General features: G+C 71.0%; 14 protein-coding genes and 1 tRNA gene. 12 read left to right on the top strand and 3 right to left on the bottom strand.

What is annotated here, in order from left to right; genetic code table 11:
- The first annotated feature begins 261 nt into the window (after positions 1–261).
- The 8 genes from ispD (at position 262) to ACFY9V_RS32850 (ending at position 8221) form a co-directional block, all read left to right on the top strand.
- Complete coding sequence (gene ispD, locus ACFY9V_RS32815; RefSeq protein WP_391164090.1) at positions 262–993, top strand: 2-C-methyl-D-erythritol 4-phosphate cytidylyltransferase; 732 nt, start codon at positions 262–264, stop codon at positions 991–993.
- Positions 983–1573: a 2-C-methyl-D-erythritol 2,4-cyclodiphosphate synthase gene (ispF, locus tag ACFY9V_RS32820; RefSeq protein ID WP_391049670.1), complete on the top strand. Its 591-nt coding sequence runs from the start codon at positions 983–985 to the stop codon at positions 1571–1573. Before ispD ends, ispF begins: the two co-directional genes overlap by 11 nt.
- A gap of 97 nt (positions 1574–1670) precedes the next feature.
- A complete protein-coding gene (locus tag ACFY9V_RS32825) occupies positions 1671–2060 on the top strand; it encodes a PPOX class F420-dependent oxidoreductase (RefSeq protein ID WP_355342090.1) in 390 nt (129 codons plus the stop codon).
- Between the two features lie 170 nt (positions 2061–2230).
- A complete protein-coding gene (cysS, locus tag ACFY9V_RS32830; RefSeq protein ID WP_355342093.1) occupies positions 2231–3622 on the top strand; it encodes a cysteine--tRNA ligase in 1392 nt (463 codons plus the stop codon).
- Positions 3623–3803: 181 nt separating this feature from the next.
- Positions 3804–4763, top strand: coding sequence for a 23S rRNA (guanosine(2251)-2'-O)-methyltransferase RlmB (rlmB, locus tag ACFY9V_RS32835; protein ID WP_355342096.1), 960 nt, complete (start codon positions 3804–3806; stop codon positions 4761–4763).
- 280 nt (positions 4764–5043) lie between these two features.
- Positions 5044–6615, top strand: coding sequence for a DoxX family membrane protein (locus ACFY9V_RS32840; protein WP_391164092.1), 1572 nt, complete (start codon positions 5044–5046; stop codon positions 6613–6615).
- A gap of 101 nt (positions 6616–6716) precedes the next feature.
- The gene (locus ACFY9V_RS32845; protein ID WP_391164057.1) at positions 6717–6935 is read left to right on the top strand and encodes a hypothetical protein; all 219 of its coding nucleotides are present in this window, start codon (positions 6717–6719) and stop codon (positions 6933–6935) included.
- A gap of 62 nt (positions 6936–6997) precedes the next feature.
- On the top strand, positions 6998–8221 hold the full coding sequence (locus ACFY9V_RS32850) for a hypothetical protein (RefSeq protein WP_391164058.1): 1224 nt from the start codon (positions 6998–7000) through the stop codon (positions 8219–8221).
- Positions 8222–8581: 360 nt separating this feature from the next.
- Here ACFY9V_RS32850 and ACFY9V_RS32855 read toward each other — a convergent pair.
- Positions 8582–8655, bottom strand: a tRNA-Thr gene (locus ACFY9V_RS32855).
- A gap of 184 nt (positions 8656–8839) precedes the next feature.
- Here ACFY9V_RS32855 and ACFY9V_RS32860 point away from each other — a divergent pair.
- The 4 genes from ACFY9V_RS32860 (at position 8840) to ACFY9V_RS32875 (ending at position 12941) form a co-directional block, all read left to right on the top strand.
- Positions 8840–9970 (top strand): sn-glycerol-3-phosphate ABC transporter ATP-binding protein UgpC, encoded by a 1131-nt coding sequence (locus ACFY9V_RS32860; protein WP_355342187.1) that lies wholly within the window; start codon positions 8840–8842, stop codon positions 9968–9970.
- A gap of 350 nt (positions 9971–10320) precedes the next feature.
- Entirely contained in the window at positions 10321–10749 is a 429-nt protein-coding gene (locus ACFY9V_RS32865; RefSeq protein WP_188280613.1) for a hypothetical protein, read from the top strand.
- A 120-nt stretch (positions 10750–10869) separates the two neighbouring features.
- The gene (locus tag ACFY9V_RS32870) at positions 10870–11730 is read left to right on the top strand and encodes a sugar phosphate nucleotidyltransferase (protein ID WP_391164059.1); all 861 of its coding nucleotides are present in this window, start codon (positions 10870–10872) and stop codon (positions 11728–11730) included.
- Between the two features lie 284 nt (positions 11731–12014).
- Complete coding sequence (locus ACFY9V_RS32875) at positions 12015–12941, top strand: teichoic acid biosynthesis protein C (protein WP_391164060.1); 927 nt, start codon at positions 12015–12017, stop codon at positions 12939–12941.
- 74 nt (positions 12942–13015) lie between these two features.
- Here the strand turns inward: ACFY9V_RS32875 and ACFY9V_RS32880 are convergent, their stop codons facing one another.
- A complete protein-coding gene (locus ACFY9V_RS32880) occupies positions 13016–14692 on the bottom strand; it encodes a beta-1,3-glucanase family protein (RefSeq protein WP_391164061.1) in 1677 nt (558 codons plus the stop codon).
- A gap of 152 nt (positions 14693–14844) precedes the next feature.
- Positions 14845–16236 (bottom strand): ricin-type beta-trefoil lectin domain protein, encoded by a 1392-nt coding sequence (locus ACFY9V_RS32885; RefSeq protein WP_391164062.1) that lies wholly within the window; start codon positions 16234–16236, stop codon positions 14845–14847.
- Positions 16237–16304: the final 68 nt, after the last annotated feature.

Raw genomic sequence — 16304 nt, forward strand, 5'->3', positions numbered from 1 at the left:
GACGTACGGCGACGCACTGCCCCCGGAAACACCACCCGAGGGAATTACCGCGGCACCCGGTCGGGCATGACGACCGGGTGCTGCGGCATGCTTGTGCCCGCGTACGGAGACATACGGCCGGAGACATACGGCCGGAGACATACGGCACCGCTCACCAGGCGGTACCGGGCGTGGCACATCCCCGCGGACTTCACGGAAGGGGTCCGCGGTGAGCGCTTGCCCGGCACTGTCCCCAACCTCGGCTGGGGGTACTCCCAGGCGATACCCACCTCATACAAGGACACAAACCTGCGTACCGCAGCAGTCATTCCCGCCGCCGGCCGTGGACTTCGGCTCGGCCCCGGCGCGCCCAAGGCCCTGCGCACCCTCGGCGGGGTGCCCATCCTGGTGCACGCCGTCCGCGCGATGGCCCGCGCCCGCGCCGTCGACGTGATCGTGGTCGTCGCCCCGCCCGAGGGCGTCCCCGAGGTCAGGGCGCTGCTCGACGCCCACGGCCTGCCCGAGTCCACCGACATACGGGTCGTCCCCGGCGGTGACGTACGGCAGGAGTCGGTACGGCTCGGCCTCGCCGCGCTCCCCGACGACGTGGACGTCGTCCTCGTGCACGACGCGGCCCGCCCGCTGGTGCCGGTGGAGACCGTGGACGGCGTGGTCGAGGCGGTACGCGGCGGCGCCCCCGCCGTCGTCCCCGCGCTGCCGCTGGCCGACACCGTCAAGAGCGTCGACGCGGTCACCCATCTGGTCACCGGCACCCCGGAGCGCGCCCTGCTGCGCGCCGTCCAGACCCCGCAGGGCTTCGACCGCGGCACGCTCGCCAAGGCGCACGCCACCGTCACCCGCGATGTCACCGACGACGCGAGCATGGTCGAACAGCTCGGCGTACCGGTGCTGGTCGTGCCGGGCCACGAAGAGGCGTTCAAGGTCACCCGCCCGCTGGACCTCGTACTCGCCGAGGCCGTACTCGCCCGCAGGAGGGCCACCGATGGCTACTGACGGCCCGCTCGGGCACGGGGTGTCCGGGTCCGATCTGCCCGGCGGCGATCCGTCCGGTTCCGGTCTGCCCGGCTCCGGTCTGCCGCCCGGCTACGTGCTTCCCCAGGTCGGCATCGGCACCGACATCCACGCCTTCGAGGAAGGGCGCGAGCTGTGGTGCGCCGGACTCCTCTGGGAGGGGGAGGGGCCGGGGCTCGCCGGGCACTCCGACGCCGACGTCGTCGCCCACGCGGCCTGCAACGCCCTGTTCTCCGCCGCCGGGCTCGGTGACCTCGGCGCCCACTTCGGCACCGACCGGCCCGAGTGGGCGGGCGCCTCCGGGACCGCCCTGCTCACCGAGGCCGCCCGGATCGTGCGCGACGCGGGCTTCGTCATCGGCAACGTGGCGGTCCAGGTCGTCGGCAAGCGCCCCAAGATCGGCCGCCGCCGCGACGAGGCCCAGAAGGTCCTGACCTCGGCGGTCGGCGCCCCCGTCTCGGTCAGCGCCGCCACCAGCGACGGCCTGGGCTTCCCCGGCCGCGGCGACGGCCTCGCCGCCGTCGCGACGGCACTGGTGGTCCGCGCTCACCCGCACGAGTGAGCGAGGAAAACCCACGGGCGGGTGGGGGAATTCTCCGCCCGCCCGGCACGTTGCGTAGCCGGAAGATCACCGCCCCGGCATGTGAAAGGACCCGCTCATGGCCGCCCTCCCGGACTCCGCCCGCGCCCTGATCGACGGCAAGAATTTCGCGACCATCGCCACCCTCCAGCCCGACGGCCAGGCCCAGTTGTCCGTCGTGTGGGTGACGCGTGACGGTGACGACGTGCTCGTCTCCACCAAGGAGGGCCGTCGCAAGCACCTCAATCTGCTCAAGGACCCCCGCACCACCGTGCTGGTGACCCCGGTCGACAACCCGTACAAGTACCTGGAGATCCGGGGCACGGCGACCCTCACCCGTGAGGGCGGCGACGACCTGATCAACGCGCTGAGCCGGAAGTACACCGGTGAGGAGTACGGCAACGACGAGCCCGGGGACGTGCGTGTCGTCGTACGGGTGAGCGCGGACCGCATCGTCGAGCACGGCTGAGCCGCGCGGGGCCGCCGTCCGTACAGCTGGGCCGCCGTCCGTACAGCCGGGCCGCCGTCCAGCCGGGCGGGGCCGGGGCGCGGGGGTCGCCGTACAGCCGATTGTCACCGTTGTGTGTGCCCTGTGTCAGACCGCACAAGGCACCCGCTCCGGGCCACTACCCTTGTGGAGTGACTATTCGCCTGTACGACACCAACGCGCGCCAGGTCCGTGACTTCGTCCCGCTCACGCCGGGCTGCGTCTCGATCTACCTGTGTGGCGCCACCGTGCAGGCGGCCCCGCACATCGGGCACATCAGGTCCGGGCTCAACTTCGACATCATCCAGCGCTGGTTCCGCTACCGCGGCTACGACGTCACGTTCATCCGCAATGTGACGGACATCGACGACAAGATCCTCGCCAAGGAGGCCGACCAGGGCCGCCCGTGGTGGGCGATCGGGTACGAGAACGAGCGCGCCTTCACCGCGGGCTACGACGCGCTGGGCTGCCAGCCGCCCACGTACGAGCCGCGCGCCACCGGCCACGTACCGGAGATGATCGAGATGATGCGCGGCCTCATCGAGCGCGGGCACGCGTACGAGGCCGACGGGAACGTGTACTTCGACGTGCGCTCGTTCCCCGAGTACCTGGAGCTGTCCAACCAGGAGCTGGACAATCTGCGCCAGCCCGAGGGCGAGGGCGAGACCGGCAAGCGGGACCAGCGGGACTTCGCGATGTGGAAGTCGACCAAGCCCGGCGAGCCGTCGTGGGAGACGCCGTGGGGCCGCGGCCGTCCCGGCTGGCACCTGGAGTGCTCGGCGATGGCCCACAAGTACCTGGGCAGCGTCTTCGACATCCACGGCGGCGGGATCGACCTGATCTTCCCGCACCACGACAACGAGATCGCGCAGGCCAAGGCGTACGGCGACGAGTTCGCCCGCTACTGGGTGCACAACGCCTGGGTCACCATGAGCGGCGAGAAGATGAGCAAGTCGCTCGGCAACTCGGTGCTGGTCTCCGAGATGGTGCAGCGCTGGCGGCCGATCGTGCTGCGCTACTACCTGGGCACCCCGCACTACCGGTCGATGATCGAGTACAGCGAGGAGGCGCTGCGCGAGGCGGAGTCCGCCTTCGCGCGGATCGAGGGCTTCGTGCAGCGGGTCATCGAGAAAGCCGGGCCGGTCGAGCCCGCCGCCGAGGTGCCGCCCGCCTTCGCCGAGGCGATGGACGACGACCTGGGAGTGCCGCAGGCGCTCGCCGTGATCCACACCACCGTCCGGCAGGGCAACAGCGCGCTGACGGCGGACGACAAGGAGACCGCGGTCGCGCGTCTGGCCGAGGTCCGTGCGATGCTCGGAGTGCTGGGCCTCGACCCGCTCGACGCGCACTGGACGGGCGCCGACCGCGGCGACGACCTGCACGGCGTCGTGGACTCCCTGGTCCGGCTGGTCCTCGAACAGCGGCAGTCGGCCCGCGCCCGCAAGGACTACGCGACCGCCGACGCGATCCGCGACCAGCTCGTACAGGCGGGTCTGGAGATCGAGGACACACCGACGGGTTCGCGCTGGACGCTGCGCGGCTGACCGATCCCGCGGCCGACCGCCTCAGCGGCCGACTGCCTCCGTGGCGGAACGCCTCCTGGCGGATCGCCTCCGCGGCTCCGGTCGACGGGCCCGACCCGTCGCCCCGACCCGACCCGACCCGTATATCCGTACGCCGGACCCATGTCCGGCGAGCATGACCGAAGCGAAGTGAGAGTGCCCCATGGCCGGGAACAGCCAGCGCAGGAACCGCCGTACATCCAACAAAAAGGGCGCCACGGTCGGCAGCGGCGGGCAGCGGCGCAGGGGCCTTGAGGGCAAGGGCCCGACGCCGCCCGCGGAGGCGCGCAAGGGCCACAAGAAGAACCGCGTCGCCAACGCCGCGGCCAAGCGGGCCGTCTCCTCGCAGTCCCGGCGCCCGTCGGGCCGGGGCTCCAAGTCGACCTCCGAGCTGGTCGTCGGCCGCAATCCGGTGGTGGAGGCGCTGCGCGCCGACATCCCGGCCACAGCTGTGTACGTCCAGCAGTTCATCGAGAACGACGACCGGGTACGGGAGGCGCTGCGGCTGGCCACCGACCGCGGCGTACCGCTGCTCGAAGCCCCGCGCCCCGAGCTCGACCGGCTCACCGCGGGCCTGAACCACCAGGGCCTGGTGCTCCAGATCCCGCCGTACGAGTACGCGCACCCGGACGATCTGGCCGCCGCCGCGCACGACGCGGGCGAGGACCCGCTGATCGTCGCGCTCGACGGTGTCACCGACCCCCGTAACCTCGGCGCCGTCGTCCGCTCGGTGGCGGCCTTCGGCGGGCACGGCGTCGTCGTGCCCGAGCGGCGCGCGGCCGGGATGACGGCCGGTGCGTGGAAGACGTCCGCGGGTACGGCGGCGCGGGTGTCGGTGGCGCGCGCCACCAACCTCACCCGCACCCTGGAGTCGTACCAGAAGGCCGGGCTCACCGTCGTCGGCCTGGCCGCGGACGGCGACCTCGAACTGCACGAGCTGGACGCCCTGTCGGGGCCCGTCGTCATCGTCGCGGGCAGCGAGGGCAAGGGGCTGTCGCGGCTCGTCAGCGAGACGTGCGACCTGTTGGTGCGGATTCCGATGCCGGGCGGCGCGGCGGAGTCGCTGAACGCCGGTGTGGCGGCGGGTGTTGTGCTGTACGAGGCGTCGCGGCGCAGGGCCTGAGCGGTGGTTGTGGCGCCGGGGTCGTGGCGCCGGGCCTGAAAAGCTTGCGCGGCGCAGGCTCTGAGCCGCCCTGTGACCCTTCCTGAGGCGTTCTCGGACGCGTCTTCGAATCGTCATCGCCGGGGCGCTGACCGGGCGTTGACGGGTCTCGGACATCGTGGGGGCGCGGAGGCAGTGTCCTAAACGTCCGTCACTCGGTTAGATGAGTGTGGACACCAGAACACCCCGCACTCCTACGGGGGGAGGGTTGCCCGGCTTCGACGAGCCCGCTCCGTTGAGCATGGCCAGGGTGCCGAGCGATCCCGCCCAGGTCATCGTCAATCACGCGAGCTTCCGGGTGCAGCTCGGCGCGACCCCGGGCCGTGCCCTCAGCCTCGACGACACCGCGCAGATCCCCGTCGTGACGCAAGCGCGGCCCGGCGCGGCCGGGCGGCGGAAGCTGTCGCCGGTGGTGTGGTCGGGCCGCTCCACGCCGGGCGACCCGGCGGCCGGGGAACTGCTCCAGGCGGTCCGCCGCGCGGGCGTGGCCGGCGGCGCGAACTCCTCCGGCGCGGCCACCCAGGTGCTGCCGCGGATCGACGACACCACGGCGGCGCCCCCCGTGCCGACCGTCGTGGGCCAGCGCGGCGCGCAGTCCCCGACCGGCCTGCTCAGCGGCGTACGCCCGGCGACCGGCGCGTACGACGAGGGCGCGGACGGCGGTTCCGACGAGCAGCGGGTGGGCTACGTCGGCGACTCCTCGTCCGTCGACGGCGCCGAGCGCAGGCCGCGTACCCGCAACGGCGAACCGGCCAAGCACGCCTGGTACCCCGACCGCCGGATGAACCTCGGCATCGTGCTGCTCCCGCTGCGGATCTTCCTCGGCTTCGTGTCGATCTACGCGGGCATGGGCAAGCTCTGCGACCCCGTCTACTTCGACGGCGGCAAGCGCGGCTCGATGGTCACCTGGCTCAACTCGCTGCACCCGTGGGCCCTCGCGGAGCCGCTGCGCGACGCCGCGCTCAACCACCCGGTGGGCGCTGGCCTGAGCATCGCCTTCCTCCAGGTGGTCGTCGGCGTCCTGACCGTCTGCGGTCTGTGGCAGCGTGTCGCGGCCTTCTTCGGCGCGGGGCTGTCGATCGCGCTGCTGGTGACGGTGAGCTGGCGGACGGTCCCGGTGTACGACGCCCCGGACTTCATCTACCTCGCCGCGTGGAGCCCGCTGATCATTGCGGGCGCGCCGGTGTACTCCATCGACGGTCACCTCGCCGGGGACGCCTGGCGGCGGCTCGGCCCGCGCGTCACGGTGTGGGACCTGCGCCGCCGGGTGCTGCGGCGCGGCACGGTGCTCGCCACCGTGATCGCCGGTCTGACGCTGCTGATCGGCTCGGTGCTCGGCGCCGCCGTCCGCGCGTCCAGCACGCACGACGACAGGCCGCAGCGGCCGACGGTCATTCCGACCAACAATCTGCCCGGCTCCCCGCTGCCCGAGGTCTCGGGCGGCAGCGGGCCGCAGGGCGCGTCGCCGAAGCCGTCGGCGTCGCCGAAGTCCAAGAAGAAGGGCGAGGACAAGAAGAAGGCCAAGGGGCAGCCGACGTCCAAGGCGCCGACGTCCTCGTCGTCCACGTCCTCCTCGTCGACCGGCGGCGGCCACTCCGCGGGCTCCCGCCCGACCAGCGGCTCGACGTCCTCCTCCAGCGGCGGTTCCTCCGGCGGGACTTCGCAGGCCCCGCCGCCCGCCCCGCCCTCCCAGCCGGAGGCTCCCGCCCCGTCCGCCCCGGCCCCCAAGCCCACCCAGGGCGCCATCGGCGGCCTCCTCGGCCTCCACGTCCTCGGAGACCCCTCCTCCCCGTCCCCCACCCGCACCTCCTGACCCTCCCCCACCCCCAGGACCGCGCCCCCACCCCAGAGGGCGCGGTCCTCACGCCACGCCGATCCCCCCGGGAAAGGACCTCACGAGACGTCGTCCAGACCATGCTCGGCCACAAGTCCGCGACCCTCACCCTCGACGTCTACGGCCACCTCTTCCCCGACCGCCTGGACGAGGTCTCCAAGAAGATGCACAAACGCCGGGCCATGATCCTCGCCAGAGGACGCGCTACCGGCCTGACGACGGCCGGACTCCCGTTGGATGTCGTCCCCCCGCTTCCGAGCGGGGGCGGCGTCAACGGCTGCACGCCCGGTCACGGGTGAGCGTTCTCATGGCCGGCACTCGTGGTGGCGTCGCTCTGGACGGCCGGGCAGGATGCACGTCCATGAATGCTCCTCTGCGCGTCGTCCTGCCTGGCCAGGCGCGGAACGTCGTGGCCGATGATCCGGCCGGTCTGCTCTTCGTCATCGGCTACGGCGCGAATCCCATGGAGACCGTCCTCACCGCCGTCAGCCAGACGGGACGTGCGGAGTGGCAGCGCTCGTTCCCGGGAACCGGTCACCCGTGGGTGCGGGCCACCGGCCGTGGAACCGTCTGGGTGTCCCGCCCTGAATCGACCTGGCGGGTTCTGGATGAGATCGACGCGGACGGCCGGACCGTCAACTCCGTGGTCCCGCCCAGCCGGCCCGGCGAGGACATCGGCACCTTCGCCCTGTTGCCCGACGGCTTCTGCATCCTGTGGACTGCGGCGCGCGGACCCCTTCGCCGCGAGGGGCCCATGAGTGAACCGCGGATCTCCCGCCACCGCGAAGACGGCACCCGCGTATGGTCGACCCCGATCCGCTTCGGCGACATCTCGTATCCCGGAATAGTCGAGATCAGCGAGGACTCCGGCTGGCAGGCGCGGCAGAAACCCGCGTGGGCGCCAGGTGAGGTCAGCGTGGCTTACCACGAGCCGCTGATGATTGCCGGGGACAGCGTGGCCGCGTCATTCGAAGACCTAAGAAGCGGACTCGGCCGCACGTTCTTTCTCGATCTACGCACGGGCAAGACATCGGCCGCGACGGCAGCCGCGCCCGGCGGGCACAAAGCGATCGACGGGGACCGGGGCTTCCTCATCGGCGCCCAGGGTTACGGAGCCCTGGAGACAACGCGTTGGACCTCCGAAGGCGCCCGCGTCGCCACCTGGCCTAGCCATGGAACGCTCGCGATCGGTGCTGACGGCGTCGTCTCCATTGTCGAAATGGAGAACCGGCTGCCTTCTCACTCCAGATATCAGCGACTTGCGCCGGACGACACCTTGACCAGCGGCCCGGGCCTGCCCGGCTACTACACCGCACCCGCCGCAGTGGACCAGGAAGGAACCACCGTCTACTGGCGCAACGACCAACTGACCGCCATCGACGCCGGCCTGAAGGCCCACACACTTGCAGAACTTCCTGGCACCGGCGTCACCAGCCGCGTCCTCATTCTGGACAACGGCATGGTCGCCCTCACCCTCGGCAAGGAACTGCACCTCGTACCGACACCGCTCGCCCCGCTCGCCGCAAGCACATGGCCCTGCGCCGACCACAACCTCCAAGGCAACCCCGTCGCTCAAGCGGTGTGACCGTGGGGAGTTGCGGGACAGCCTTGATCAGTCGTCTCGGCCCAGGAAGGCGTCCAGAGCGTCGGTCGCGCGCCGCTCGGCGGATCTCGTCGGGCGAGCTGCCCAGCTCCTCGATGTCCTTGGCGTTCAGGACGAGCTGCCCGCCGTACCCCTGGTACTCCGGCTTCAGTGACGCGCGCATCAGAGCCTCGACCTGGCTTACGAGCTTGTCGTACCGCCGCTTCGCCAGCTCGTCCTTGGGAGGCACCGGCTGCCTCCTCCCCACCCCGTCCGGGACACGATGTGTGCTGAATGTGTGCCGGACGGGAAAGGCCCCACCGCCCACAAGGACGGCGGGGCACCTGACCAGCACAAACAGAGAGCCCCCTGTCGGATTCGAACCGACGACCTTCGCTTTACAAGAGCGGTGCTCTGGCCAGCTGAGCTAAGGAGGCGCAGGAGAAGTGTAGCGGGCACGGATCGGGGGGTGGGAGGGAAAGTGGGGGGCGGGGGGCTGGTGACAAGGGGCGGGGGGCAAGGTAGCGTCACGGGAAGGTTCACACAGTGTGGACTGGACCAATCCTTCCTTTACTCGGATCGTCCGGCACGTTCCTGCCGGTGAAGGGACTGTAATCAGTCATGGCAACTGTCACGTTCGACAAGGCGACCCGCATCTACCCCGGTGGCGACAAGCCCGCGGTGGACGGCCTGGAGATCGAGGTCGGGGACGGCGAGTTCCTGGTTCTCGTCGGGCCCTCGGGTTGCGGCAAGTCGACCTCCCTGCGCATGCTCGCGGGTCTCGAGGACGTCAACGCGGGTGCGATCCGGATCGGTGAGCGGGACGTCACGCACCTGCCGCCGAAGGACCGGGACATCGCGATGGTGTTCCAGAACTACGCGCTGTACCCGCACATGACCGTCGCGGACAACATGGGCTTCGCCCTGAAGATCGCGGGCGTCAACAAGGCCGAGATCCGCAAGCGGGTCGAGGAAGCCGCGAAGATCCTGGACCTCACCGAGTACCTGGCGCGCAAGCCGAAGGCGCTCTCCGGCGGTCAGCGCCAGCGTGTCGCGATGGGCCGCGCGATCGTCCGTGAGCCGCAGGTGTTCCTCATGGACGAGCCGCTGTCGAACCTCGACGCCAAGCTCCGCGTCCAGACCCGTACGCAGATCGCGAGCCTCCAGCGCCGTCTGGGCGTCACGACCGTGTACGTGACGCACGACCAGGTCGAGGCCATGACGATGGGTGACCGCGTGGCGGTCCTCAAGGACGGCATCCTCCAGCAGGTCGACAGCCCGCGGAACATGTACGACCGCCCCGCGAACCTCTTCGTGGCCGGCTTCATCGGCTCCCCGGCGATGAACCTCATCGAGGTGCCGATCACCGACGGCGGCGTGAAGTTCGGCAACGCGGTCGTGAACGTCGAGCGCGAAGCGGTGCAGGCCGCGTCGGACAAGGGCGACCGTACGGTCACCGTCGGCGTCCGCCCCGAGCACTTCGACATCGTCTCCGAGAACGACAGCTCCAAGGCGCTGACGAAGGAGGGCCCGGCGGGTCTCGCTGTCACCGTCAACGTCGTCGAGGAGCTGGGCGCCGACGGTTACGTGTACGGCTCGGCCAAGGTCGGCGACGAGGACAAGGACGTCGTCATCCGCGTCGGCGGCCGCGCGATCCCCGAGAAGGGCTCCGTGCTGCACGTCGTGCCGCGCGCCGGCGAGACGCACGTCTTCGCCACCTCCTCCGGCGAGCGCCTGACCGACAACCGCTGATCCACCGGTTCCTCCACGCCGACGGCCCGCCGGTACGTGACTCCTCACGTACCGGCGGGCCGTCGCCGTGTGCCACCGGTACGTGTGCCGCCGGTACGTGTGCCGCCGGTATGTGCCCCGCCGGTATGTGCCCCGCCGGTACGTGTGCCGCCGCTATCTGAGCCGCGTCGCCGCCTCGCCCCCGCCTCGCCGCCACCCCCGCCATCCGTACACGTTGTCGACAAATACATACGCATATCCGGCCTTTCGGGTGTGTTCGTCAACACCCGAACACCCTCTCCGAGATTTTCACTCCCTCGTCAGGGTGACTAAATGTCGCCAAATCATCACCAGTCGCTACGATCCGATGCGTGAACCAGGTAGCTCGCCGTCTCGGCAAGACATTCGCGCTCGTTCTTCCGGTCGTTCTCGTGCTGTCGGGAACGCTCGCCGTCACCCGCGTCCCGTGGGCGGACTCCTCCTCCGACTCGCAGGTGCTCACCGCATCCGCGAAGACGAAGGAGCAGGTTGCCGCGCAGGATGCCTCCAAGGCACCGCAGGAGGTGCTGCGCCGCCGTCTGTTGGACGAACTCCAGGAGAAGGACCCCGGCGCCGCTCTGACCCAGTTGCAGGTCGAGATGGCGCGTCAGCCGTCGCTCGCACGGTACTGCGCGTCGATCGCCCGGTCGCTGGGGCGCGCCGCCGTCGCCAAGTACGACGGCGCCACGCAGCGCGCCCAGGCGTGGTCGCGCCCGGTGTGCGACACCGCCTTCGCGACGGGCGTCGCCTCGGTCGGCTGACATCGCTGTTGACGGCGGCCTCTCCGGCCGCCTCCCACCACCGGCACGCGCGAGGAACCCCTTGCGGCGTACGGCCCGCCCGGTGCGGGACGTACGCCGCCTTCGCATAGGGTGCGCTGCATGACGCGCGCCGACGACCGTTCCCCCTCGACCGCCCACGACGCCTCGCGCGCCGAGGCCACGCACCACGCCGCCGCGCCGGATGACGCCTCGCGCCACGACGCCGCGCCGGATGACGCCTCGCGCCACGACGCCGCGCCGGTCACCCAGGCCGTGCTCCTGGCCGGCGGCCAGGGCTCGCGGCTGCGGCCGTACACCGACGACCGCCCCAAGCCGATGGTGGAGATCCCCGGCACCGGGACGCCGATCATCGGGCACCAGCTCGCGTGGCTCGCCGCCGAGGGCGTCACCGACGCCGTCGTGTCCTGCGGCCACCTCGCCGAGGTGCTCCAGGAGTGGCTGGACGGCACCCCGCAGCCGCTGAACGTGACCACGGTCGTCGAGCGCGAACCGCTGGGCCGCGGCGGCGGGTTGAAGTACGCGGCGGCCTCGCTGCCCCGGCCCGACGAAGCCTGGTACGCCACCAACGGCGACATCTGGACCCGCTTCTCGCTCCGCGAGATGGCCGCCTTCCACCGTGAGCGCGACGCGATCGCGACCCTCGCGCTGGCCCGCCCCCGTATCCCGTGGGGCGCCGTCGAGACCAACGAGTTCGGCCAGGTGCTGGACTTCATCGAGGCCCCGCCCTCGCCCTTCCTCATCAACGCGGGCGTGTACGTCTTCGCGCCCGGCTTCACCGCCCAGCTCCCGGACCGGGGCGACCACGAGCGCACGACCTTCCCGCGGCTGGCCCGCGAGCGGAGGCTGGCCGGTTTCCCGATCCCCCAGGGGGCCTACTGGCGGGCCATCGACACCGCCAAGGACCTCACGGAGGCGGCCAAGGAACTCAGCGCCCGCCCCGTGCAGCCGCCCGCCCCGTAGGACTGCCCGCCCCGTGCAGCCGCCCGCCCCGTAGGACTGCCCGCCCCGTGCAGCCGCCCGCCCCGTAGGACTGCCCGCCCCGTGCAGCCGCCCGCCGCCGTCTGACCGCCCGCCCCGTGCAGCCGCCCGCCCCGTAGGACTGCCCGCCCCGTGCAGCCGCCCGCCGCCGTCTGACCGACCGCCCCGCCTCCGCCCTGGGCATTGCGGGGTGTGAAGGGTGGTGCCAGGGTGGCGCAATGTCGAAATCACTGTCGCGATCCCTCTCGCGCCGCACGGCGTTAAAAGTGGCCGGTACCGGCCTGCTCGGAGTCGGCGCGGGCGTCGCGCTGAGCGAGTCACTGGCAGCGGCCGACGTCCCGGCCTCCCAACGGTTCGACCTGTCGCAACCGTCGTACGAGCGGTTCCGCGGGGTGTCGCTGCACGAGACGCACCACGCGATGCAGGGCATGGCCTACGACAACGTCAACCGGCGCCTGTACATCGCGCAGATCCAGAACGGCAGCGACGGCGACGACCTGTGCGTCAACCAGTTGAGCATCAGCGGCGAGCTGACCGGCCACATGCACGTCAGCAACGCGGGGCACGGTGTGTCGATCGGGGTGGAGCCGGTCGGCACCGCGTCCTACATCTGGATGGAGTGCGACTCCGACCAGCACAGTGACGCCGGTCGCGGCACGGCGCTCGCCCGCTTCAAATTCGTCAACGGCGGCACCCCGTCGTCGGTGAAGAAGTTCCTCACCGGCAGCAAGACGATCTCCTGCGCCACCGACCCGGTCAACAAACGGCTGTTGGTCCGCCGCAGCGAGAGCGGCGGCATGCACTACAGCCTGTTCTCGCTCGCCGACGCCGCCGCGGGCCAGTTCTCCAGCCCGCTGGCGCACTTCGCCCAACCCGCCCTCGGCAACGGCTCCGTGACCTTCCAGGGCTACACGTTCCTCGACAACTACCTCTACACGCTGGACGGCACAGGGCACGAGGACCCCGCCGACATCAACTCCTACGTGACGGCCACCGACATGAACACCGGCAAGGTCGTCCAGCGCTCCTTCACCGCGGCAGGCAAGACCCTCTTCTACCGCGAGCCCGAGGGGATGATGGTCTACCGGACCGTCAACGACAACCCGCGCCTGTGCTTCGGCTTCGCCTCCCGCCCCTCCATGACCAGCTCCACCCGCTACGCGAGCGTCTACTACAAGGACGTCCTGATCTGACGTTCCCCACCCGCTGGGGCCGGGCCGCACATCGCGCGGCCCGGACCCGGCGGAGGCTGAGGGACGGACCCGGATCAGTGGGTGAAGGTGAACCAGTTGATGTTGAGGAAGTCGGCGGAGGAGCCGGACGAGAAGACGAGATAGACGTCGTGGGTGCCGGTGACGGAGGCGGTGACGTTGGCGGGGACGGTCTGCCAGTTCTGCCAGCCGCCGTTGTTGCCGAAGTCGATCTCGGCGATCTTGGTCCCGGTGGTGCTGCCGAGGCGGACCTGGAGGGCGCCGCTGACGCCGGGGTCGGCGCCGGAGGCGAGGCGGGCGGTGAACTGCAAGGGCGAGGAGGAACCGAAGTCGAGGGCCGCGTACTTGAGCCAGTCGCCGTTGGAGATGTAGCCGACGTCCTGGCCGCCGCCGGAGTCGGTGCACGCCTCGGTCTGGGTGCCGCTCTGGGCGCTGTAGGACTCCGCCTGGACGGTCGAGTAGGCGCCCGTGCCGCCACCGCCGGGCGGCGGGGTGGTGCCGGAGCCCGCGCCGGGACCGAGCGAGACCGTCCAGGAGGTCGGCGCGCCGTCCTGGATGTGACCGTCGACGGGAGCGGCGCCGGTGGGACCGACGTCGTCGTACGGGAAGGCGTATCCGACGTTGGCGTACTTGTGGACGAGCCGCGCGTAGTGGTTGGTCGTCGCGTCCGTGTAGTACGCGGAGGGCGCGACGCCGTCGGGCTGGTTGTTGCCGCCGCCGACCAGCAGCGAGCTGCGGTTGAGGGCGGCGGCCAGCCGGGCGGCGACCGCGCCGCGGGCGTCGCCGCCGGAGTTGTAGAGCGGGCCGCTGGCGCAGCCGAAGATGTCGACGGCGCTGGGCTTGGTGAACGGCACGCCGTTGGTGTTCAGACCCGAGAAGACCAGGGTGTTGCCGGAGACGGTGCCCGAGTACGAGCCGATGCCGCCCTGCCCGTTGATGGTCAGCGTGTGCGACTGGTAGTAACTCCACACGCTGTTGAGGTAGTTGTTCCAGTACCCGCCGAAGTCGGTCGGCGAGTGCGAGGGCGCCAGGATGCGCAGCGCGGCGCCCGAGGAGTCGGTGGCGACCAGCTTGTCCCACGGCGCCCCGTCGGCGGCGTGCTGCGCCTGGAGCCCGGAGGCGATGGAGGCCAGCGCGCCCGAGGGCAGCGGGCTGACCGACTGCGAACCGCCGCTGCCGGTCGTCGCCATGGAGACGGGCAGCGCCACCATGTCGACGTAGCTGATGTTCGCGTACAGGTTGGCGCTGTTGTACGTGAACTCGCAGAAGGTCCAGTTGGTCAGCCAGTTGGGGTCGCTGCTGGTGAAACCGGGCTGTACGAGACCGGGTACGCCGCCGTTGCCGCCGGGCGGGTTGACGTAGAACTGGATCTTCTTGCCGACCGAGAACCAGACCCGGCCGCCGATCACGTAGTCCTGGAGCGTGAAGGTGGTGGCGGCCGAGCCCGAGGCGCCCAACTGGAGGGAGAAGTCGGCGATCGGGGTCAGGACGGACGAGGGGCTGGGCAGCCGCTGGAAGTGCCCGGACGAGGTGACGAAGCCGGGCCAGCCGGAGCTGTCGGAGCCGCTGATGTAGGCGTAGACCGTGCCGTTGCCCGAGTTGTTCTTCAGCGAGACGGGCAGTGACGGACCGGCCGCCGCGGCCCGCGACGTCAGGCCGCGCGCCCACAGCGGGGAACTCGCGGCGGCGGCGCCCGCGCCGACCGCGGTGACGAAGGATCGTCTGGAGACCACGTACTCCTCCTTGGAGGTGGCAGGCGGGCCGCCGCCGTCGGTGCGTCGGGGCGGCGGCTCGCGTGGGGGGACTGCCTGGAAGAACGTCAGGACCTGGGGCCGGGAGTGCCGTAGGCCGTCGGGGCCTCAGGTCGTCAAGAGCTGAAATACCGTCAGGACGGCAGGTGCCAGACCTGGTTGGCCCCGCCCGTGCAGTCCCAGATCTCCACCTGGGTGCCCGCGGTGGTCGACCAACCGGTGTCGTCCAGGCACCTGTTGGACTGCGGGTTGTACAACGACCCGTTGGACTGCGGTATCCACACCTGCGAACCGGTGTTGTTGCAGTCGTAGAGATCGACCAGCGTCCCGTTGGCCGTGCCGCCGCCGTTGACGTCGAGGCACTTGCCCAGGACGTGCAGGGTGCTGCCCGCCTCCACGACGGTCCACTGCTGCGCGGCCGTGCCGTTGCACGTGTAGACCTGAACGGGGTTGTAGTTGGCGGTACTCGACGCGCGGTCGTCCAGGCACAGGCCGCCGTAGCCGGTGATGGCCTTGCCGCCGGACGGCGGCGGGGTCGTACCGCCGCCGGTCGTCGTGTACGCGGCCACGTATCCGACGCTCATCGTCCCGCCGGACGTCGTCGCCGAACTCGGCGAGGTACAGCCGCAGACGCCGTTGGGGAAGCCGCCGCCCATCGCGAGGTCGAAGATGATGTTCAGGTTGTGGTCGTACGCCGCCTGCCAGGTGGCCGCGCCGACCTGGCCCTCGCTGACGCTGAAGTACGAGGCGCCGTCGAGGTAGAAGGTGATCGACTCGTTGGACGTGTTCGTCCGGTCGAGGATCATCGAGTACGTGTGGAAGCCGCTCTGGCAGCCGGAACACGCGCGCAGGCCGCTGCCGATGCCGTTGCCCTCGTTGCAGACACCGCCGGGGTACGTGCCGCAGTGGATCGTGCCCGCCACCTGGGAGAGGGCGTTGACGTCCTCCATGATGTCGATCTCGCCGTTCTCGGGCCACTGGCCGGGGCCGAGCATCCAGAACGCGGGCCAGTAGCCGAGGCCGTTGGCCGGGCTGGGCTGCTGGATCGACGCCGTGACCTGCAACTTGCCGCCCGCCGGGGCGCCCGCGACCGCGGTGGGCGTGTGGATGCGGCCCGACGTCCAGTTGGTGCCGCTGCCGAGCGCGGTGATGTTGAGGTGACCGTTGCCGTCCAGGTGGACGTTGCTGGTCGAGTTGGTCATCGTCTCGATCTCGCCGGTCCCGAAGTTCGCACCGGGGCCGGTGTCGTACGTCCACTTCGACCCGTTCGGCGCGCTGCCCGCCGCGCCGGCGAAGTCGTCGCTGAAGACGGTGGTCCAGCCGGACGGCGCGCCCGGCACGGTGACCGCGTCCGCGGACGGGGTGCCGACGGCGAACACGGCGAGCGCGCCGAGCGCTGTGGCGAGGGCGAGTTGACGCCAGGCGCGGAAGGCGCGGAAGGCGCGGAATGCGGCGGGTCCGGAGAAGGCGCGGGCGCGCGAGGCCGACCGCGGGGATCTGCTGTGGGGGGATGAGCGGTGGGTCACGGAGAGCTCCTGACGGTCCGTCAATCGGCGGACGGGAAGAGTTGCCAGGGAACACGCGGAGGGGGGGA

Origin of the sequence: Streptomyces sp. NPDC008317 (assembly GCF_042955955.1) — a bacterium.
Taxonomy (GTDB): Bacteria; Actinomycetota; Actinomycetes; order Streptomycetales; family Streptomycetaceae; genus Actinacidiphila.